Source organism: Rhodococcus sp. 21391 (assembly GCF_016772255.1).
GTDB lineage: Bacteria > Actinomycetota > Actinomycetes > Mycobacteriales > Mycobacteriaceae > Rhodococcus_F > Rhodococcus_F opacus.
The window spans coordinates 4,271,606-4,290,804 of record NZ_CP063781.1; the positions used below are offsets into that span (position 1 = coordinate 4,271,606).

Consider the following 19,199-nt stretch of genomic DNA (forward strand, 5'->3'; position numbering starts at 1 on the left):
GAATTATCCCTTCACTGCGCCGGAGGTCAGACCGGCCACGATGCGTCGTTGGAAGAACAGCACGAAGATGATGATCGGGATCGTGATCACCATTGCGGCCGCGGCGATCGAGCCCGTCGGCTCCTCGAACTGGGAGGCGCCGGTGAAGTTCGCGATCGCGGCCGGCGCGGTGATGGACCGTTCCGTCGAGGTCAGCGAGATCGCGAACAACAGGTCGTTCCAGCAGAAGATGAAGACCAGGATCGCGGCGGTGACGATGCCCGGTGCCGCCAGCGGTGCCACGACCTTCCGGAACGCCTGCGCCGGAGTGGCGCCGTCCATTTTGGCCGCCTTCTCGAGCTCCCAGGGAATCTCCTTGAAGAAGGCCGACAACGTGTAGATGGCCAGCGGGAGGGCGAACGTGATGTACGGGAGGATCAGACCCGCCCAGGTGTCGAACAGCCCGAGTCTGCGCTCGATGTCGAACAGCGGGCTCACGAGGGAGATCTGGGGGAACATCGCGATCAGCAGGGCCACACCGACCAGCAGCTTCTTGCCCGGGAAGTCCAGCCGGGCAATGGCGTAGGCGGCCATGGTGCCGATGACGACGGCGATCACGGTGGAGATGAGGCCGATGCCGATGGAGTTGATCAGCGCACTGGTGAACGCGTTGGTCTGGAAGATCCCGCGATAATTGTCGAGTGTCCACTTCTGCGGAATGAACTTACCGTCCTTGATCGTTCCCGCGGGTTTGAACGACAGGCTGGCGATCCACAGCACCGGGACCAGTGCGTAGAGCAGGACGAGCAGGTTGACCACGGACCAGCTGATCTTGCGGCGAGGTGTGTCGACGACGGCCATGGCTATCGGTTTCCTTCCGTGTCGGACCCGGGAGCCGAGGCGCCGAACAGCTTGATGAACACGAACGCGAGCAGTGCGACGCAGAGGAAGATCAGGACACTGATCGCCGAGCCGATACCGAGGTTGAACGCCTTGAACAGGTTGTCGTAGCCGAGGATCGACAATGATCCGGTGTCGTTGGCGCCCTTGGTGAGGACGTAGATGTTGTCGAAGATCCGGAACGCGTCGAGGGTGCGGAACAACAGCGCCACGAGGATCGCGGGTTTCATCAGCGGCAGGATGATCCGCACCAGCCGCGTCCACGCCCCGGCGCCGTCGACCTGCGCGGCCTTGAGGAGGTCGTCGGGAACGAGGGCCAGTCCGGCGAGCAGCAGCAGCGCCATGAACGGCGTCGTCTTCCACACCTCGGCGAGCACGATGATCGCCAGCGACGGAATCTGCTGCGTCAGCGGGGCGCTGCCGTCGGGCAGCAGGTTGGCGAGATACCCGGTGCCCGGGGTCCACGCGTAGTACCAGCTGTATGCGGCGGCCACGGTGACGATGCCGTACGGGATCAGCACCACCGTCCGCACGATGCCCTTCCCGACCAGCGTCCGGTGCATCACGAGCGCCAGGATCAGGCCCAGGACGAACTCGATGACCACCGACACGACCGTGATGCCCACCGTCACCGCGAAGGCCTGCCACCAGTACGCGTCCGACAGCACCGACACGTAGTTCGCGAGGCCCACGAATTTGCGGTCGTCGGGGAAGCGGAGGTCGTAACGCTGCAGGCTCAGCCACACCGCGTAGACGACGGGGTAGGCCGTGACCGCGACCATGAGGATCGCGGCGGGAGCCACCAACCACAAACCCAGTCGGCGTTCGGCCTTCTTCCCTTCCGAGATCTGCTTCTTCGACGCGACTTTCGGCTCTTCGGCCCGGTCCGCCTGCACGGTTTCGGTCGTCACGGGATCAGCCCTTCCGAGTTGACAGCCTTGCGTACCTGTTCGGCGAGTTCGTCGACGGTGCGCGGCGGGTCGATGTCACCGACCGGATTCAGCGTGTCGGTGATCAGGGTCGAAATGCTCTGGTACGCCGGTGACACCGGGCGGACGGATGCCGTCTCGAGGCTCTCCCGCACCTCACGCCACGCGGGGTACGCCTCCTGGAACGCCGGGTCGTCGTACAGGCTCGCCAACGTCGGCGGCACACCACCGTTGACGGCGTTGTTGCGCTGGTTCTCCTCGTTCCGCAGGCACGACACCGCCTCGAACGCCAGGTCCGGGTGCTGGCTGGTCTTCGCGACCGCGATGTTGAACCCGCCGATCGTCACCTCGGCCGGTCGCCCGGGGATCACCGACGGGTACGGCGCCGGGAGGAAGTTCTGCTGACCGTCGACGGTGAGCACCGTGTTGCCCGTGTCCACAGACGTCGGGTTGCCCTTCTCGTCGATGAACGGCAGGTCCCCCTTCTCGGCGTTCTCGATCATGCCCGGCAGCACGAACGGCCAATTGACCTCGAACGCAGCCTTTCCGCTCTCCATCCCCAGCCGGGACGACGCCTCGTCGCCCTGGGACACCGACGGGTCGGCCCCCTCCGCGGTGGCCACCCGCTTCATGACCTCGAGCGCCTTCAGCGCGGCGTCGCCGTCGGCAACCGTCACGGTGGTCCCGTCCTCGGCGACGACGGACCCGCCCGCGCTCGCGAGCAGGGTGTTGAACCACACCATCAGGCCCTCGTACTGCTTGCCCTGCACCCCGATCCAGCTGGGTCGGCCCTCCGCCGCGAGGCCCTCCGCAATGTCGATCATCTGATCCCACGTCTGCGGCGGCTGCCCGTCCGGCATGAGGTCCTTGCGGTACCAGAGCAACTGGGTGTTGGTGTTCAGCGGCGCGGCGTACAGCTGGTCCTGCCACTTCGCGGATTCGAGGGGGCCTTCGAGCGTGCCCTCGCTGACCTCCGCCGCGATGCCGGGTGGGAGCGGCACCGCCCAGCCGGCCTCGGCGAACTCGGCGGTCCACACCACGTCGAGTGTCATGATGTCGAGCGACGTGTCGTTTCCGGTGAGCCGGCGAGCCAGCTGGAGCCGCTGATCGTCCGCGCCCTTCGGCAGCGTGCGCTGCTCCACGGTGTATCGGCCGCCGGCCGCGGCCGTGCAGTTGGCCGCGGCCTCCGCATATTGTTCGGCGCCGTCGGCAGCGGTGTAGAAGCTGAGGACGATGCCCTCTTCGGACGACCCGCACGCAGCCAGCAGGGGAACGGTGAGGACGGTGGCCGCACCGATCAGTCCCCACTTCAGCGAGCGTCCGGGCTTGGTGCGATGCAGCACAGCCGCCTCCTCGAGCGGCCCCTCACGGATCCAGTCGCGGTACGGCTGGGCACGCGGGCCGCACATTTGTTCCTGCCGGAACGCGCACTCCACCGGCAGGTCACGGTTTCGGCGCGGGCCTGGGCCCACGCATTGCGCCGTAAACCTATCCGACATCGTCGGCGAACTTGGTGAAATCGCCGCGAACGTCGCGAATAGGACGTAATCCGTGACCCGGCCGCAACCCGCAGGTCGAGGCGAGAGGGCCGATCAGAGCGCCAGCTTGGCCAGCATGTCCCTGGCCTTCTCCGCCGACTTCGGCTCGCACAGCACGTCGTACCGCCCGGCGACCAGTTGCATCGTCGACGCGAAGTCCCGGGTCCCCCGCGTCGCCGCGTACGGGATCGTCGTGGAGATCAGCCCGAAGATGATGCCGCCGACGATGCCGACCACGAGCGGCGCCAGGAAACCGCCCGTGACGATGCCCAGCAGCAAACCGAAGAACACGCCGAGCCAGGCGCCCGAAACAATGCCCCCGCCAATCACTTTCGCCCAGGTGAGGCGGCCCAGCACCCGCTCGACCTGCATGAGGTTGACACCCACGATGGTGACGTCCTCCACCGAGAATTCCTGGTCGGAGAGGTAGTCGACGGCGCGCTGCGCCTCCGCGTAGGTGGGATACGAACCGATGGGCCAGCCCGTGGGGGGTTCCGGCAGAGCCCCACGCCGCGCCCCATTGGACTGTCCGAGTGGATTCGTCATCGTCAGCTGGTCTCCTCGTGTGGTTCTCTCAGGATCGGTCCTGTGAGAACCATTCTGCCTGCTGAGGCTATTTCTCGTCGGGTCGCACAAACTCGGTGGTCCGTTTCATACCCGCGGCGCGCCCCTTGGCCGAGATCACGAGCGCCATCTTGCGACTCGCCTCGTCGATCATCTCGTCGCCGAGCATCACGGCACCGCGACCCCCGCCGGCCGCGGAGGTGTGGAACTCGTAGGCGTCCAGGATCAGTTCGGCCCGGTCGTAATCGTCCTGACGGGGGCTGAACACGTCGTTCGCCGCCTCGATCTGGGTGGGATGCAGAACCCACTTGCCGTCGAAGCCGAGCGCGGCCGTGCGCTGCGCCGACCGGCGGAACGCCTCCACGTCGCGGATCTGCAGGTAGGGACCGTCGATGGCCTGCACCCCGTGCGCGCGGGCGGCCATCAGGATGGTCATCAGGATGTGGTGGTAGGCGTCGCCGCGGTCGTAGCCGTCCGGCTGCTCCCCGACGACCAGCGTGCGCATGTTGATGCTCGCCATGAAGTCGGCGGGACCGAACACCAGGGTCTGCACGCGGGGGCTGGCCGTCGCGATGGCGTCGATGTTGGTGAGCCCGATCGCATTCTCGATCTGCGGCTCGATGCCGATCCGGCCGACCTCGAGCCCGTTGGCCTTCTCTATCTGGGTCAGCAGCAGGTCGAGGGCCTGAACATGGCTGGCGTCCGGCACTTTCGGCAGCAGGATCGCGTCGAGGTGGGCGCCCGCGCGTCCCACGACCTCGACGACGTCGGCGTACGTCCACTCGGTGGTCCAGTCGTTGACCCGCACCACCTTGATCTGGTCGCCCCACCCGTCCTCGGCGAGCGCCTCGGCGATGGTGCCGCGCGCTTCCTGCTTGGCGAGCGGTGCCACCGCGTCCTCGAGGTCGAGGAATATCTCGTCCGCGGGCAGCCCCTTCGCCTTGTCGATCATCTTGCGGCTGCTGCCCGGAACGGCGAGCACCGATCGCCGTGGCCTGTACACGGAACTCATGACGGACGATCCTCCACTTTCGCAGGTGTTCGATTCCCTGTATTTCTGTACAAGGATCTAGCCTGGCAATCATGGCAGCTGCGAACAAGGTTTTTGCAGCCAGGCTGGCCGGCCTGGTGGTGCTCGGCCCCGATGGGGAGTCGATCGGCCGCGTCCGGGACGTGGTGATCACCGCGCGCGTCGGCCGGCAGCAGCCGCGCGTCCTCGGACTGGTCATCGAATTGTTCACGCGCAAACGCATCTTCGTCCCGATGCTCCGCGTCACCGCCATCGAACCGAGCTCGGTGACACTCACCACCGGCAACGTCAGTCTGCGCCGATTCCAGCAGCGGCCCGGCGAGGTGCTCGCACTCGCCCAGGTGGCGGATTCCCACGTGCGCGTGGACGACCCGGAACTCGAGGAGCTGCGGGACGCCGACATCATCGTCGTCGATCTGGGCATCGAGCAGACCCGCACCCGGGACTGGGTGGTGTCGAAGGTCGCGGTGCGCGGGCACCGTGGCCGACTCGGTCGCCGCGCCGCCATGCACGTCGTCGAATGGCAGCACGTCCAGGGCCTCACGCAGACCGACCTGGCGATGCCCGGCCAGGGCGTCTCGGCGCTGCTCACGCAGTTCGAGGGCATGCGCGCGGCCGACGTCGCGAACGCGATGCGGCTCCTCCCGGAGAAACGCCGCCACGAACTCGCTCTCGCACTCGACGACGAACGCCTCGCCGACGTCGTCCAGGAACTGCCCTCCGACGACCAGACGGACCTGCTCATGCACCTCGAGGTCGAGCGCGCCGCGGACGTCCTCGAGGCCATGGACCCCGATGACGCCGCCGACCTCCTCGGCGAGCTTCCCGAGACCGAGGCCGAATCGCTGCTGCAGCTGATGGACCCGCAGGACTCCGAGCCCGTCCGCCGGCTGCTCGAGCACTCCCCCGACACCGCGGGTGGTCTGATGACTCCGGAGCCGGTGGTCCTCACCGCGTCGACGACGGTCGCCGAGGCCCTGGCCCGCGCCCGGATCTCGGACGTCACCCCCGCCCTCGCGAGCATGGTGTTCGTCGTCCGCCCACCGACCGCGACCCCGACCGGCCGCTACCTCGGCTGCGTGCACCTGCAGAAACTGCTGCGCGAGCCGCCCGCGAGCCTGGTCGGCGGACTGCTCGACACCGATATGCCACGGCTGGCACCCGAGGATTCCCTGACGTCGGTGACCCGCTACTTCGCCACCTACAACCTGGTGTGCGGGCCGGTGGTCGACGACGAGGACCACCTGATCGGTGCGGTCACCGTCGACGATGTCCTGGACCATCTCCTCCCCGAGGACTGGCGTGAAGAGGAGATCGACGGATGAGCGAGAAATCGGCCAGCGCAGCCGCCCGGAGCCTGTCCGACCGACAGCGCCTCGACACCCCGCGGGGCACCCGTCGCTTCCGGGTCACGTACGACGTGGAGGCCGTCGGCCGGGCCAGCGAGAACTTCGCCCGGTTCCTCGGCACGGGCCGCTACCTGATGATCCAGACGGTGGTCGTGATCGTCTGGATCATCATCAACGTCTTCGCCGTCCGATTGCAGTGGGACCCGTACCCGTTCATCCTGCTCAACCTGGCGTTCTCCACTCAGGCCGCCTACGCGGCGCCGCTGATCCTCTTGGCGCAGAACCGCCAGGAGAACCGCGACCGCGTCTCCCTCGAGGAGGACCGCTCGCGCGCCGAGCAGACGAAGGCGGACACCGAGTTCCTCGCACGGGAACTGGCGGCTCTGCGCATCGCGATCGGTGAGGTCGCCACCCGCGACTACCTGCGGCGCGAACTCGACGAGATCAAGTCGCTGCTGGGCGACGAGGAAGACACGCGTACCCGGCGCAAATGAGGCTCGGCGAATCCCCGCAAACTCCGGCAGGGTCGGTCACGTATATGTAACGTCAGTCACATCTTCTCGGATGTATGCGGTGTGCGAAAAGGAAGAGCACCGCAGGGGGTGATCGAGTGCGGATACGTGGACTGTTGACGGTGACTGCCCTGACAGTGGGCGCAGTTGCCACCCTCGGGTCCTCGACCGGCGGTTCTGCTGTCAGTGGCGCATCCGTCGGCACTAGTGCCGTCTCCACTGGCGGGGTGACGACGCTCGGAGCAGCTTCGGTCACGGCGGGAACCACGCCCCAGGCCGCGTACTTCCCGCCGTCGGGAATCGTGGCGCCGACACCCCGGATCGCGCGGTCCCAGAGGGCAGCTCCCCCGCCGCCCGCGCCCGCGCCGCTGCCCGCGGTGACAAATCCCACATCTCCGACGTCGCCGTCCGGCACCGGGCTCATCGCCGCACCGGTGATCCTGAGCGCTCTGGGCATCCCGGAGATCGTGCTCAACGCGTACCGGTCCGCAGAAATCGAGATGATGGCGGAGGCCCCGAAGTGCGGTCTGCCGTGGCATCTGCTGGCCGGTATCGGCCGCATCGAATCAGGGCATGCCGGCGGCGGCCGGACCGACTCGGTCGGCACCACGCTCACCCCGATCCTGGGCCCCGTTCTCGACGGCCGGCTGGCCGGCAACGAGGTCATCCGAGACACCGACCGCGGCGCCACGGACGGCGACCCCGGGCACGATCGCGCCGTCGGACCGATGCAGTTCATTCCGTCCACGTGGGCCAAGTACGCGTCCGACGGCAACGCGGACGGCGTGGCCGATCCGAACAACGTGTTCGACGCGACGCTGGCGGCCGCCCGCTACCTCTGCTCGGGTGGTCTCGACCTCCGCGATCCGCTCCAGGAAACTCGCGCGGTCCTGCGGTACAACAACTCTGCCGCGTACGCCGCCAACGTCATCACCTGGTCGAACGCCTACAGGAACGGTGGAACTCCGACGCCGAGCCAGCTGTCGGAATCGGCCTCGCCGTCGCCCGGGCGTCTCGCCGACGCCGCCGCGGCCGAATCGGACCTTCCACGCGATCTCGCGACCACCCCGCAGCCGTCCACGGACGGCGCGGCCACTCCCGCGGCGCCCGCTCCGGCCCCGCCGATTCCTGGACTCCCGCCGCTGCCGCAACTGCCCTGCCTGATCTTCTGCCCGCCCGCCGACCCCGGCGCCCCGGCATCCGTCACGCCCGGCCCGGTCGAGCCCGCCCCGGGCGCCCCTCCGGCCGACGCCGTTCCCCGATAGTCACCCCCGCCTCCGCCGCGCGCTCTGCTTGCAGGGCCGCGGCGGAGTGTTCGGGTGTCCGGGTTCCTGACGGCACGACCGCCCGCTCCGTCCGACAACCTTGAGGCCCCTCGACGTCCTGGCGTGACCTTGCCGTGTTCGTTACGCTCGCTCACGTGCCTTCGGAGTAACGGAACCGTGCGATACAAGTCCGTTTGATCACGGTTGGATAACGGAAGCGTATCGAATCAGGTAGCCTCGATCCGGTCAGTTGAACGGAACACCCCGAGACGGGGGTCGCAGGAGGCAATCGAGTGGGTCGGCACAACAAGAAGACGGACTCCCATATCCGCCGCAATTCGGTCATCGCGCTTACCGGACTCGTCCCCATCGGACTGATCACCGCAGCCAACACGGCCGGCGCCGCACCCAAGGTCCCTTTCCTTTCCACGAGCTCCTCGTCGGAGGTCGCCGACGTCGCCCAGGAGGCGACTGACACCGCACCCGAGGCCGCGGAAGCCGTCACCCCCGTGGCCGAGACTGCCGCCGAGGCCGCACCGGCAGCCGAAGCAGCGCCCCCTGCGCCGGCGCTCGCACCCGTCCAGGCCACCCCTCCCCTTCCGGCGAGCATCGCCCAGGGCGCGCTCGGCATCCCGGCCATCAGCGTCTCGGCGTACCAGAACGCCGAACGCATCCTCGCGGTCGAACAGCCGGGTTGCGGCATGTACTGGACGCTCATCGCCGGAATCGGCCGCGTCGAGTCCACCCACGCCTACGACGGCAAGGCGGACGACAAGGGCAATATGCTCAAGCCCGTCCTCGGCCCCGTCCTCGACGGCACCCTCGGCGGCAACGCCGTGATCCGCGACACCGACGGGGGCAAGTTGGACGGCGACGCCAATTACGACCGCGCCGTCGGACCCACCCAGTTCCTCCCCGAGACGTGGAATCGTTATGCGGGCGACGGCAACGGCGACGGCGTCGCCGATCCGCAGAACCTCTTCGACTCCGCGCTGACCACCGGAAAGTACCTGTGCGACGGCGGATTGAACGTCAAGGATCCGATTCAGGCCGCCAAGGCCGTGCACCGATACAACAACTCCGCCGCCTACGTGGCCAACGTGCTCGCATGGTCCGCCGGCTACTCCAGCGGAATCATCCCGGCGGCCGCGGACCTGCCGCGCATCCACTGAGCGCACATCCTTACCATTGAGTCATGCCAGTCCTGAGCGAGTCCGCTGTACGTAGCGCCCTGGCGCGCGTCCAGGATCCCGAGATCCGGAAACCGATCACCGACCTCGGGATGGTCAAGAGCGTCGACATCGCGGCCGACGACAGCGTCGACATCGCGATCTACCTGACCACCGCGGGCTGTCCGATGCGGACCGAGATCAGCGACCGGGTCACCAAGGCCGTGGCGGACGTCCCCGGTGTCGGTGCGATCCGCGTCGAACTCGACGTGATGAGCGACGAGCAGCGCACCGAACTCCGCAAGTCGCTGCGCGGAGACTCGGCCGAGCCCATCATCCCGTTCGCCCAGCCCGGCTCGCTGACCCGCGTCTACGCGGTCGCGTCCGGCAAGGGCGGTGTCGGCAAGTCCAGCGTCACCGTCAACCTTGCTGCCGCACTCGCGGCCCGCGGACTGTCGGTGGGCGTGCTCGACGCCGACATCTACGGACACTCCGTTCCCCGCATGCTCGGCACCGACGCCAAGCCCACGCAGGTGGAACGCATGATCATGCCGCCCGTCGCGCACGATGTGAAGATGATCTCGATCGCCCAGTTCACCCAGGGCAACACCCCGGTCGTGTGGCGTGGGCCGATGCTGCACCGCGCGCTGCAGCAGTTCCTCGCCGACGTCTTCTGGGGCGACCTGGACGTTCTGCTGCTCGATCTGCCGCCCGGCACCGGCGACGTCGCCATCTCCGTCGCACAGCTGATCCCCGGTGCGGAAATCCTCGTCGTCACGACCCCGCAGCAGGCGGCCGCCGAGGTGGCCGAGCGCGCAGGCGCCATCGCACTGCAGACCCGTCAGCGGATCGTCGGAGTCGTCGAGAACATGTCCTGGATGGACTTGCCCGACGGCAGCCGGATGGACATCTTCGGGTCCGGCGGCGGGCAGGCCGTCGCCGACCGACTGACGAAGGCCGTGGGCGCGAAGGTGCCGCTGCTGGGGCAGATCCCGCTCGAGCAGGCGGTCCGTGAAGGCGGCGACGGCGGTGTTCCCATCGTTCTCGGCCACCCGGATTCGCCGGCAGCGACGGCACTCCGCGACATCGCCGACAAGCTGGCCGTCCGCAAGCGTGGACTCGCCGGAATGTCGCTGGGCATCGACACCACCCGCCACCTCTAGGCGCTGCGCGCTCGTGCGCCTTTCTGGTTGCTGGAACAACCGGAAAGGCGCACGAGCCCGGAGGGCCTATGTTGCGTCGAGGTCGATCGGGGGGCGCTCGCCTGCCGCGAGCGGCTTGCTCTGCGGTGGAGTGGGCGCCGACGGATCGGCGCTGACGGCCTTCGTTCCCGGCTTGTCGAACGACACCGAACTCGGCTTGTCGAAGTTGCCGGTGAGAATCGAATCGTCACCGTCGAGCAGGTGTTTGGTGATGACCGCGCGCGGTGTCATGCCGCGCAGCTGATTGAGGTCCGACAGCGGCTTGCGCAGATCCTCGAACTCCGGACCGAGCTCGTCCTTGAGCTGCTGGCTGGCGCCGCTCGCATACTCACGGACCTGCCTCAGTGATTTCGTTACCCAGCTGACCGCACCCGGAAGCCGCTCGGGTCCCAAGATGACCAGAGCCGCGACGAGGAGGACCATGAACTCGCCCCAACCAATGTTGCCGAACACGTGGTCAGCCTACTGTGCGGTGAGGGTGTGTGCCCAGGTGACGGAGCGATCTCACAGCAACCTCTCGAGTCAGTCGGAGGCCGGGGTCACGTCGACATCGACGAGTCGGCCCTCGCGGATCAGCTGAACCCGGACGGGTTCGCCAATCTTCTGCAGGTTGACGGCGACGACCAGTTCGTCGGCGCTCGTGACCGTGCGGTCGCCGACCTTGACGATCACATCGTTCTCGACGATCCCGGCCCGCGCGGCCGGGCTGTCCGAGCGGACATTGGCCACCTGGGCACCGCTGGTGTTGTCGTTGACGACGGTGCGGGCGTTGACGCCGATGTCCGGGTGGTGCATCCGGCCGTCCCGGATGAGGGTCTGAGCGACCGTCGTGACGTCGTCGATGGGAATCGCGAAACCGAGACCCACCGAGCCGCCGGACTCACTGAGCATGGCGGTGTTGATGCCGATCACCCGGCCGGTGTCGTCGACGAGCGCGCCGCCCGAGTTGCCGTGGTTGATGGCGGCGTCGGTCTGGACGGCGTCGATGACGGCGTTCGTGTCGGAGCCCTCGCCGGACAGTCGCATCGGACGGTGCAGGGCGCTGACGATTCCGCGGGTGACGGTCTTGCTGAGCCCGAGGGGCGATCCGACCGCGACGACGTCCTCACCGACCTGCACGTCGCCGGACTTGCCGAGTTCCGCGACCGTCAGGTTGTCGGCGGAAACCTTGAGTACGGCCAGGTCGGTCTTGATGTCGCGACCGACGATCTGGGCCTCGGCCTTGGTCCCGTCCGAGAAGATCACCTGGATCTTGCCGCCGTCGGGGGCGGTGGCCGCGGCGGAGATGACGTGATTGTTGGTGACGATGTAGCCGGCGCCGTCGATGACGACACCGGAACCGGTGCTGCCCTGGTCGCCGACCGCCACCTGGATGGAGACGACGGCAGGCAGCACGGCGTCCGCGACTTGCGCGACGGGCGACTGGCCGAGGTCTTCCTCGCCGCCACCCTGGACGAGGGTGACGCTCTGGCTGGTGAGCGAGCTGCGATCGGCGGTGATCACGGCGGCGAGGAGGCCACCGACCAGACCGATCGCGAGCGCGATTCCGCCGAGCGCGACGAGGGCCTTCGGCGCCACCTTGCCGCCGAACAGGACCTCGCGGGCGCTGAGCGCGGGAGCGGGCGGGCGCGAATGTTCTTCGGCGTGCAGCGCCGGGGAGCCGAGCTCGACGCCCGCATCGGGATCTCGCCAGGGGTCGGCGGGCGGTGCCTCGCCCGCCGGGGTCGCGGGCTTCCGGTGGGGATCACGCTGAATGGTGTCGACCTCGCCGTCCGGCCGGCCGAACGCCTCCGCCAGCACGGGGTCGGGGGCACCGACCTTGACCGAGGGTTCGCTCTCACGCCGGGCATCCGACGGGGCGAAGGAACCGGTGACGCCACCCGGTCGGCCGAACGCGCGGCTGGACGCTGCGTCGATCTGCGGGCGGTAGACGGGCCTCGGATCGAGCCGTGGGGCGTCCGCCGGGCGGAGCGTGCCCGCCTCGTCCGCCGCGGGACCGTCGGGTGCCGTCGTATCGGAACCCGGAGTCTTGTAATCCGCCGTCACGCTGTCGTGTCCCCCTCGTGTGCGTCAGTCACGCGCCCCAGTATCACCGATGCCTCGCTGAGCGCGGACACCGCCGTCGTCGGTCCGGATGCGCTCAACGGCGCCGGCGCCGGGACCAGATCCGGCTCGTGATCGAGTACGCGCTCGTGACCGGCGAATCCGGGGAGTGGGAGTCGAACGGGGACTTGTCGGCGGGATCGCCCTGGTTGCAACTGGGGATCTGGCTCAGCAGACCCAGGAGACCGGAGGGCATCGCGACGTCGCCGCTGCGACGCAGGGCACGCCGTGCCTGCTGCTGGGAGTCCACCTCGAACGCGCACTCGGGGCAGATCGACAGGTGATGGGCGGCGCGCAGATAAGCGGACATGCGGAGTTCACCGTCGACGTAGGCGGCGATCGCCTCACTCGCCAGGTGTTCGGTGGAGCCAAACTGGCGAGGTACACGCCCCTGCGTCATTCGTCCCTCCTGGTAGCTACCCGACGCCGATCTGATCGGAGTCAACCTTTCCGTTCACAGCCAGATGCTCACGCAGAGCCTGCCTGCCGCGGTGGATGCGGCTACGCACGGTTCCGAGCTTGACACCCAGTGTGGCACCGATCTCCTCGTAGGACAGTCCTTCGATGTCACACAGCACGACCGCGGCGCGAAACTCCGGGGCCAACGAATCGAGCGCTGCCTGCAGATCCGCGTCCAGGCGGGCGTCGTGGTAGATCTCCTCGGGGTTCGGCCCGTCGGCCGGGACACGATCGTAGTCCTCCGGGAGCGCTTCCATGCGGATGCGGTTACGACGGCGGACCATGTCGAGGAAGAGGTTGGTGGTGATGCGGTGCAGCCAGCCCTCGAACGTGCCGGGCTGGTAGTCGGACAGGGACCGGAACACGCGGATGAACGTGTCCTGAGTGAGGTCCTCGGCGTCCTGCGCGTCGCCCGACAGCCGGTAGGCCAGTCGGTAGACTCGGTCGCCGTGCTCGCGGACGAGTTCGTCCCACGACGGCATGGCGGACTTCTCGCCTGTGGCATCGAACACAGCGGTGCCCGTCAGCTGGGCGTCCGACAGCTGCTCGTCGGTGTTTCTCTCGTCTGGAGCCATCGTGTGGTTGCTCATCGAGTTAAGTGGATCCTCCTACTCAGGACCGCAGATCACTGAACGTGGTATACGCGTCAACTCCCGAGAGCCGGGATTTGTTCCCGGATTCTCGGACCTTCCTCCGTCGTCGTGATCTCCCCGCCGGGCGGTCTTCGGATCTGGCGTTGGACATACTCTTTCCCACCGCGATATGTGTGTGGTGTGAGCAAGCTGAGGTATTCCTGAGAATCGCGGCCGGGCAGGTCGCGGCATCGTTGTCGAGCGCGCCTCGCAGCGGCGATGACGAGACCCCGATAGCCTCATGTGCGTGCAGACAAACGCCGAACGGATACTCACCCACGCAGAAGGGGCTGTCCGTGAAGACGAGGCCCTCGGTGCGGCCAGGGAGCGGGCGGACGACCTCGGTGCCGGACCGGTACCTCCCGCGGTCGGTGCTGCTCTAGCCCTGTTTGCCCGCATGCTGGACGCCAAGACGGTCGTCGAGGTCGGAACCGGCGCGGGTGTGAGCAGTTTGTGGCTGCTCCGGGGCATGCGCGAGGACGGCGTCCTCACCACCATCGACAGTGAACCCGAGCACCAGCGGGCCGCCAAGCTGTCGTTCCGGACCAACGACATCGCACCGGCCCGGACACGGCTGATCAACGGCCGGGCACTCGACGTCCTGCCGCGGCTCGCCGACGGGGCGTACGACCTGGTGTTCGTCGACAGCGCACCGGTCGATCACCCGCACTACGTCCGCGAAGGGGTCCGCCTGCTGCGTCCGGGCGGCGCCATCGTGCTGCACAACGCCCTGCACGGGGGGCGGGTCGTCGACCCGAGCCAGCGTGACGCGGCGACCGTCGCCGTCCGCGAGGCCGCGAAGGCCCTCGCCGAGGACGACCAGTTGATCCGCGTGTTCCTGCCGATCGGCGACGGACTGCTCTGCGCGTCCAAGCTCTGAGAGCCCCGTTCCGAGGCCCTCCCGCTAGATCCAGACGCCCTTGCCGATGGCGACGACGCCGCCGTTGCTGACGGCGAAGCGTTGCTTGTCGCGCTCGAGGTCGACGCCGATGATTTCGCCGTCGCCGACGACCACGTTCTTGTCGAGGATGGCGCGGCGCACCACGGCGCCCTTGCCGATGCGCACACCCGGCATGAGGACGCTGCCCTCGACCGTCGCGCCGCTGTCGACCATCACGTTGGAGCTGAGCACGGAGTTGCGCACCGTGGCCGCCGACAGGATGCACCCGGCCCCGACCACGGACTCCTGCGCGAGGCCGCCCTGCACGAACTTGGCGGGCGCCAGGTTCTCCGTCTCACCGCGGATCGGCCACCGGCGGTTGTAGAGGTTGAAGATCGGGTGGACCGACACGAGATCCATGTGGGCGTCGTAGAACGCGTCGAGCGTTCCCACGTCGCGCCAGTAGCCCCGGTCGCGGTCGGTGGCGCCGGGAACGATGTTGTCCTTGAAGTCGTACACGGACGCCTCGCCCGCCTCGACGAGCGCGGGGATGATGTCGCCGCCCATGTCGTGGTCGGAGTCGGAGTTCTCGGAGTCCGCCCGGATCGCGTCGACCAGCACCTTGGTGGTGAACACGTAGTTACCCATCGACGCGAACGTCATGTTGGGGTCGTCCGGGGTTCCCGGCGGATGTGCCGGCTTCTCGAGGAACTGGACGATGCGGCCCGACTCGTCGCTGTCGATACAACCGAACGCGAACGCCTCGCTGCGCGGCACCCGGATCCCGGCCACCGTCACGCCGGCACCCGACTCGATGTGGTGCTGCACCATCTGCTCCGGATCCATCCGGTACACGTGGTCGGCACCGAACACGACGATGTACTCGGGATCCTCGTCGTAGACGAGGTTCAGCGACTGCAGGATCGCGTCCGCACTACCGGTGTACCAGCGCGGGCCCAGACGTTGCTGCGCGGGAACGGGAGTGATGTATTCACCCGCGAACCCGGACAGTCGCCACGTCTGAGAGATGTGGCGGTCCAACGAGTGCGACTTGTACTGCGTCAGAACACACAGGCGGAGGTATCCCGCATTGACCAAATTGCTGAGCACGAAATCGATCAACCGGTAGGCGCCTCCGAAAGGCACAGCGGGCTTCGCCCGATCCGCGGTGAGCGGATAGAGACGTTTGCCCTCGCCGCCGGCGAGCACGATTCCAAGCACATGTGGCTGGCTCCTCACCCTGTCAACCTATCGGGCGGCCACTCCCCCCGCCAGCGAAGCGCCGAGTCACCGTTTCTCCGATACCTGAATGTGTCCAAGAGCGGTGGCCCGAAGCGTCCCGGACGGTTACGTTAGGCCGGTGCGGGTGGCGATGATGACCAAGGAATACCCACCGGAGATCTATGGCGGTGCGGGTGTACACGTCACCGAACTGGTTGCTCAGTTGAAGCAGCTGTGTGAGGTGGACGTGCACTGTATGGGCGCTCCTCGCGTCGGAGCGGTCGTGCACACCCCCGATCCCGCGTTGGCCGGGGCCAATCCGGCACTCGCGACGCTGTCCGCCGAATTGCGCATGGCCGACGCCGCGACCGGTGCCGACGTCGTGCACTCCCACACCTGGTACACCGGCCTGGCGGGCCATCTGGCGTCCGCGTTGTACGACGTTCCCCACATCCTCACCGCCCACTCCCTCGAGCCACGGAGGCCGTGGAAGGCGGAGCAGCTGGGCGGCGGCTACCGCATCTCCTCGTGGTCGGAGCGCAACGCCGTCGAGCACGCCGACGCGGTGATCGCCGTGAGCGCCGGGATGCGACTCGACGTCCTCGACGCGTACCCGTTCGTCGACCCGCACCGGGTCCACGTGGTGCGCAACGGGATCGACACGTCGGTCTGGCATGCGGGGCCCGCAGGTCCGAGGGACTCCGCCCTCGCGAAGATCGGCGTCGACCCGGACCAGCCGATGGTGGCGTTCGTCGGCCGCATCACCCGGCAGAAGGGTGTCGGTCATCTGATCGCCGCAGCCCACCACTTCGCGCCCGAGATCCAGTTGGTGCTGTGCGCGGGCGCACCCGACACCCCGGAGATCGCCGCCGAGACCGAGCAGGCCGTGGCCGCGCTCGCCGCGCACCGGGGCAACGTGTTCTGGGTGCGGGAAATGCTGCCCACCGACCAGGTGCGGGAGATCCTGTCGGCCGCAACCGTCTTCGTGTGCCCGTCCGTGTACGAGCCGCTGGGGATCGTGAACCTCGAGGCCATGGCCTGCGAGACCGCGGTCGTCGCCTCCGACGTCGGCGGTATCCCCGAGGTGGTGGAGGACGGGGTCACCGGCCGTCTGGTGCACTACAACTCGTACGAGCCCGAGGCGTTCGAACAGGCGCTGGCCGAGTCGGTCAACGCAATCGCCGCCGACGTCGGCACCGCCCAGGCGATGGGCAAGGCCGGGCGGGCGCGGGCGATCGCCGAGTTCTCCTGGGCGGCCATCGCACAGCAGACCCTCGACGTCTACCAGGACGCGCTGTCGAGGCGCTGACCGAGGTGTTCAGAGCCGGGCGTAGGTGGACACCGTCACCGACGCCGTCACCGGATAGTCCTGCGGCAGCGCGGCGATCGAGGATGCGAGCCGGTCGGGGGTGAGGTGCCGCGCCGACGGCCCCATCCCGACGAGCCGGGCCACGTCGAGGTGCGACAACGACATCGGGTACTCCACGGCCGCGTGGTCGGTGCGCTCGAACCGCCCGGACATCGCGGCCCCGAGCCGCTCGACCTTCCGGTTGTCCACCCGGACCATGCCGAGCAGGTCCACGAGCTCCCCCAGGTGCCGCTCGGTGGGGGTGAGGACCACCAGGGAGCCGCGCTCGCCGAGCACCCGGTGTGCCTCGTCGGCGTTGCGCGGCGCGAACACGCACAGGACGTGGCTGAGCACGTGGTCCCGCACCGGAAGGTGTTGCCACACGTCGGCAACCACTGCGCCGGCGCGTGGGTGGGCCTTGGCGATGCGCCGCGCCGCGTACTTGGACACGTCGAGTCCGATTCCCCGGCCGGTCGGGACGGCGTCGAGGACGCGCGCCAGGTAGTGGCCTGTGCCCGCGCCGATCTCGAGGATCCGGGGATCGTCGCCGGGCCCGGTGCCCGCCACCACCGCGTCGGCGACAGCGTCCATCAGCGGATCGAAGCTGCCGCCGCCGAGGAAGTCCGCACGTGCGGCGATCATTTCGGGGCTGTCGCCGTCGAACTTGCCACCGGCCCCGGTCATCAGACTCACGTAACCCTGACGCGCCACATCGAAGGCATGCCCCTGGTCGCACAGGATCGCGCCGTCGTCGAGTTCCACGCGAGACCGGCACTGCGGGCACGCCAGCAGGTCGGTCACATCGGCCAGCACGAACGTTCGCCTCCCGGTTCCGGACACGGAACAGGCCCCGCACCGAGAACGGCGACGGGGCCTGCCCTGTGAGGTTCTCTCCGCACTCGACTAACTGGTGACGCCCTTGAGCTCTTCACCGAGTGCGGCAGCTTCCTCCGGGGTGAGCTCGACAACCAGACGTCCACCACCCTCGAGCGGAACCCGCATGACGATTCCTCGTCCCTCTTTGGTTGCTTCGAGGGGACCGTCCCCGGTCCGGGGCTTCATGGCCGCCATCCTCTGCTCCCTCCAGATCTGCGCTGCCTGCTTGCGCCTCGACAAATTTTGGCACCCCGCCAACACTCGGCGAGGCTTGTGACATCCATTCTTCCCTATGGACACGAGTACCGGGAACCTGAGTCACGAATAGGCAGGTCCACCGGCACTTCAGGCAGTGATCGGGACCCAGCAGGCGGCCACGTGGTCGTCCACCATCCCGGTGGCCTGCATGAGTGCATAAGCCGTGGTAGGGCCCACAAACTTGAACCCTCGGCGCTTCAATTCCTTCGCCATCGCGGTGGACTCCGGTGTGACGGCCGGGACGTCGTTCACCGTGGCGAGGCGGCTCGGGCGCGGCGGCGGGGCGAACGACCACAGCAGGGTGTCGAGGTCGGTGTCCGACAACTCCAGGAGGGCCCGCGCATTGCTCACCGACGCCTCGATCTTGGCCCGGTTCCGCACGATCGACGCGTCCTCGAGCAGGCGCGCCACGTCCCGTTCCGTGTACCGGGCCACCGCCTCCGGATCGAACCCGGCGAACGCGGCCCGGAAGGCCTCGCGCTTGCGGAGAATCGTGATCCACGACAGTCCCGACTGGAACGCTTCGAGGCACAGCCTTTCGTACAACTCGTCGCGGCCGTGCAGCGGACGACCCCACTCGAGGTCGTGGTAGTCCCGGTACAGCCGGGACCCGTCCGTGTCGACCGCCCACGCGCACCGCACCCGGTCCTCGGGGGCTGTCACGAGGCATCCCCCGGCCGTTCGGACGCGGCTTCGACCGCCGCCAACTGCTCACGCAGCGAATCGATTTCACGGCCCAGCCGGGACAGCGCCCAGTCGACCTCGCTGGCCTTGTACCCCCGCAGCGTCTGCTGGAATCGCAACGCCTCCACGTCGGCGCCCGTCACGCCCTCGGCAGGCAGGGCCGTGAGTGTGGTGCCGGGCGGCAGGGGCGCGAGTTCCTCGGAACGGCCGAACACCGCACTGGCGGCGAGGAACAGCATCGCGCCGACGAACGCCATGACGAGCAGATAGAGCAGGGCTGTCACCATGCCCCGATCCTGTC

General features: G+C 68.1%; 21 protein-coding genes. 7 read left to right on the forward strand and 14 right to left on the reverse strand.

The annotated features are described in order from the left end of the window. Positions 1–3 precede the first annotated feature (3 nt). The 5 genes from GO592_RS19790 to GO592_RS19810 form a co-directional block, all read right to left on the reverse strand. Positions 4–840 (reverse strand): carbohydrate ABC transporter permease, encoded by an 837-nt coding sequence (locus GO592_RS19790; RefSeq protein WP_005239292.1) that lies wholly within the window; start codon positions 838–840, stop codon positions 4–6. 2 nt (positions 841–842) lie between these two features. After that, complete coding sequence (locus GO592_RS19795; protein WP_005573473.1) at positions 843–1,790, reverse strand: carbohydrate ABC transporter permease; 948 nt, start codon at positions 1,788–1,790, stop codon at positions 843–845. Next, positions 1,787–3,151 carry an ABC transporter substrate-binding protein gene (locus GO592_RS19800; protein WP_172650345.1) on the reverse strand — a complete coding sequence of 455 codons (1,365 nt, stop codon included), beginning with the start codon at positions 3,149–3,151 and terminating at the stop codon, positions 1,787–1,789. Before GO592_RS19800 ends, GO592_RS19795 begins: the two co-directional genes overlap by 4 nt. Before the next feature lie 249 nt (positions 3,152–3,400). After that, positions 3,401–3,892 carry a general stress protein gene (locus GO592_RS19805; RefSeq protein WP_005239275.1) on the reverse strand — a complete coding sequence of 164 codons (492 nt, stop codon included), beginning with the start codon at positions 3,890–3,892 and terminating at the stop codon, positions 3,401–3,403. 67 nt (positions 3,893–3,959) lie between these two features. Continuing rightward, positions 3,960–4,922, reverse strand: a complete 963-nt coding sequence (locus GO592_RS19810; protein WP_005573471.1) for an HpcH/HpaI aldolase/citrate lyase family protein — start codon at positions 4,920–4,922, stop codon at positions 3,960–3,962. 71 nt (positions 4,923–4,993) lie between these two features. Between GO592_RS19810 and GO592_RS19815 the strand changes: the two genes are divergently transcribed. The 5 genes from GO592_RS19815 (at position 4,994) to GO592_RS19835 (ending at position 10,398) form a co-directional block, all read left to right on the forward strand. Continuing rightward, positions 4,994–6,265, forward strand: a complete 1,272-nt coding sequence (locus GO592_RS19815) for a magnesium transporter MgtE N-terminal domain-containing protein (RefSeq protein ID WP_005264648.1) — start codon at positions 4,994–4,996, stop codon at positions 6,263–6,265. Continuing rightward, a complete protein-coding gene (locus tag GO592_RS19820) occupies positions 6,262–6,783 on the forward strand; it encodes a DUF1003 domain-containing protein (RefSeq protein WP_005264640.1) in 522 nt (173 codons plus the stop codon). The genes GO592_RS19815 and GO592_RS19820 overlap by 4 nt, the downstream gene beginning before the upstream one ends. A gap of 116 nt (positions 6,784–6,899) precedes the next feature. After that, entirely contained in the window at positions 6,900–8,066 is a 1,167-nt protein-coding gene (locus GO592_RS19825; protein WP_039951964.1) for a lytic transglycosylase domain-containing protein, read from the forward strand. 293 nt (positions 8,067–8,359) lie between these two features. Beyond that, positions 8,360–9,238 (forward strand): lytic transglycosylase domain-containing protein, encoded by an 879-nt coding sequence (locus tag GO592_RS19830; RefSeq protein WP_007298734.1) that lies wholly within the window; start codon positions 8,360–8,362, stop codon positions 9,236–9,238. A gap of 23 nt (positions 9,239–9,261) precedes the next feature. Further along, positions 9,262–10,398, forward strand: a complete 1,137-nt coding sequence (locus tag GO592_RS19835) for an Mrp/NBP35 family ATP-binding protein (protein ID WP_007298735.1) — start codon at positions 9,262–9,264, stop codon at positions 10,396–10,398. A 66-nt stretch (positions 10,399–10,464) separates the two neighbouring features. Here the strand turns inward: GO592_RS19835 and tatB are convergent, their stop codons facing one another. The 4 genes from tatB to sigE all read right to left on the reverse strand — a co-directional run bounded on the left by tatB (position 10,465) and on the right by sigE (position 13,589). Beyond that, on the reverse strand, positions 10,465–10,890 hold the full coding sequence (tatB, locus tag GO592_RS19840; protein WP_005264637.1) for a Sec-independent protein translocase protein TatB: 426 nt from the start codon (positions 10,888–10,890) through the stop codon (positions 10,465–10,467). A gap of 69 nt (positions 10,891–10,959) precedes the next feature. Continuing rightward, positions 10,960–12,483, reverse strand: a complete 1,524-nt coding sequence (locus GO592_RS19845) for a trypsin-like peptidase domain-containing protein (protein ID WP_007298736.1) — start codon at positions 12,481–12,483, stop codon at positions 10,960–10,962. 94 nt (positions 12,484–12,577) lie between these two features. Continuing rightward, complete coding sequence (locus tag GO592_RS19850; protein ID WP_005264635.1) at positions 12,578–12,940, reverse strand: DNA-directed RNA polymerase sigma-70 factor; 363 nt, start codon at positions 12,938–12,940, stop codon at positions 12,578–12,580. 16 nt (positions 12,941–12,956) lie between these two features. After that, a complete protein-coding gene (gene sigE / locus GO592_RS19855; protein WP_007298737.1) occupies positions 12,957–13,589 on the reverse strand; it encodes an RNA polymerase sigma factor SigE in 633 nt (210 codons plus the stop codon). A gap of 283 nt (positions 13,590–13,872) precedes the next feature. Here sigE and GO592_RS19860 point away from each other — a divergent pair, with 283 nt between their 5' ends. Then, positions 13,873–14,511 carry an O-methyltransferase gene (locus GO592_RS19860; protein ID WP_005239255.1) on the forward strand — a complete coding sequence of 213 codons (639 nt, stop codon included), beginning with the start codon at positions 13,873–13,875 and terminating at the stop codon, positions 14,509–14,511. Positions 14,512–14,535: 24 nt separating this feature from the next. Here the strand turns inward: GO592_RS19860 and glgC are convergent, their stop codons facing one another. Then, positions 14,536–15,750 carry a glucose-1-phosphate adenylyltransferase gene (gene glgC / locus GO592_RS19865; protein WP_005239253.1) on the reverse strand — a complete coding sequence of 405 codons (1,215 nt, stop codon included), beginning with the start codon at positions 15,748–15,750 and terminating at the stop codon, positions 14,536–14,538. Positions 15,751–15,871: 121 nt separating this feature from the next. Between glgC and glgA the strand changes: the two genes are divergently transcribed. Then, on the forward strand, positions 15,872–17,041 hold the full coding sequence (gene glgA / locus GO592_RS19870) for a glycogen synthase (RefSeq protein WP_005264634.1): 1,170 nt from the start codon (positions 15,872–15,874) through the stop codon (positions 17,039–17,041). A 9-nt stretch (positions 17,042–17,050) separates the two neighbouring features. Here the strand turns inward: glgA and GO592_RS19875 are convergent, their stop codons facing one another. From GO592_RS19875 to GO592_RS19890, 4 genes are all read right to left on the reverse strand, one after another. After that, positions 17,051–17,893, reverse strand: a complete 843-nt coding sequence (locus GO592_RS19875) for a putative RNA methyltransferase (RefSeq protein WP_007298738.1) — start codon at positions 17,891–17,893, stop codon at positions 17,051–17,053. Between the two features lie 90 nt (positions 17,894–17,983). Beyond that, a complete protein-coding gene (locus tag GO592_RS19880; RefSeq protein WP_003936084.1) occupies positions 17,984–18,151 on the reverse strand; it encodes a DUF3117 domain-containing protein in 168 nt (55 codons plus the stop codon). A gap of 150 nt (positions 18,152–18,301) precedes the next feature. Continuing rightward, positions 18,302–18,877 carry a DNA-3-methyladenine glycosylase I gene (locus GO592_RS19885; RefSeq protein ID WP_005573402.1) on the reverse strand — a complete coding sequence of 192 codons (576 nt, stop codon included), beginning with the start codon at positions 18,875–18,877 and terminating at the stop codon, positions 18,302–18,304. After that, positions 18,874–19,185, reverse strand: a complete 312-nt coding sequence (locus tag GO592_RS19890) for a DivIVA domain-containing protein (RefSeq protein WP_005239244.1) — start codon at positions 19,183–19,185, stop codon at positions 18,874–18,876. The genes GO592_RS19885 and GO592_RS19890 overlap by 4 nt, the downstream gene beginning before the upstream one ends. Between the last annotated feature and the right edge of the window lie 14 nt (positions 19,186–19,199).

What these genes read in the sequence shown, in the direction of transcription:
- GO592_RS19790 (WP_005239292.1), bottom strand. Translation starts at nt 840, where the DNA reads ATGGCCGTCGTCGACACACCTCGCCGCAAGATCAGCTGGTCCGTGGTC.
- GO592_RS19805 (WP_005239275.1), bottom strand. Translation starts at nt 3,892, where the DNA reads ATGACGAATCCACTCGGACAGTCCAATGGGGCGCGGCGTGGGGCTCTG.
- GO592_RS19810 (WP_005573471.1), bottom strand. Translation starts at nt 4,922, where the DNA reads ATGAGTTCCGTGTACAGGCCACGGCGATCGGTGCTCGCCGTTCCGGGC.
- GO592_RS19815 (WP_005264648.1), top strand. Translation starts at nt 4,994, where the DNA reads ATGGCAGCTGCGAACAAGGTTTTTGCAGCCAGGCTGGCCGGCCTGGTG.
- GO592_RS19820 (WP_005264640.1), top strand. Translation starts at nt 6,262, where the DNA reads ATGAGCGAGAAATCGGCCAGCGCAGCCGCCCGGAGCCTGTCCGACCGA.
- GO592_RS19835 (WP_007298735.1), top strand. Translation starts at nt 9,262, where the DNA reads ATGCCAGTCCTGAGCGAGTCCGCTGTACGTAGCGCCCTGGCGCGCGTC.
- GO592_RS19850 (WP_005264635.1), bottom strand. Translation starts at nt 12,940, where the DNA reads ATGACGCAGGGGCGTGTACCTCGCCAGTTTGGCTCCACCGAACACCTG.
- sigE (WP_007298737.1), bottom strand. Translation starts at nt 13,589, where the DNA reads ATGAGCAACCACACGATGGCTCCAGACGAGAGAAACACCGACGAGCAG.
- GO592_RS19860 (WP_005239255.1), top strand. Translation starts at nt 13,873, where the DNA reads ATGTGCGTGCAGACAAACGCCGAACGGATACTCACCCACGCAGAAGGG.
- GO592_RS19880 (WP_003936084.1), bottom strand. Translation starts at nt 18,151, where the DNA reads ATGGCGGCCATGAAGCCCCGGACCGGGGACGGTCCCCTCGAAGCAACC.
- GO592_RS19890 (WP_005239244.1), bottom strand. Translation starts at nt 19,185, where the DNA reads ATGGTGACAGCCCTGCTCTATCTGCTCGTCATGGCGTTCGTCGGCGCG.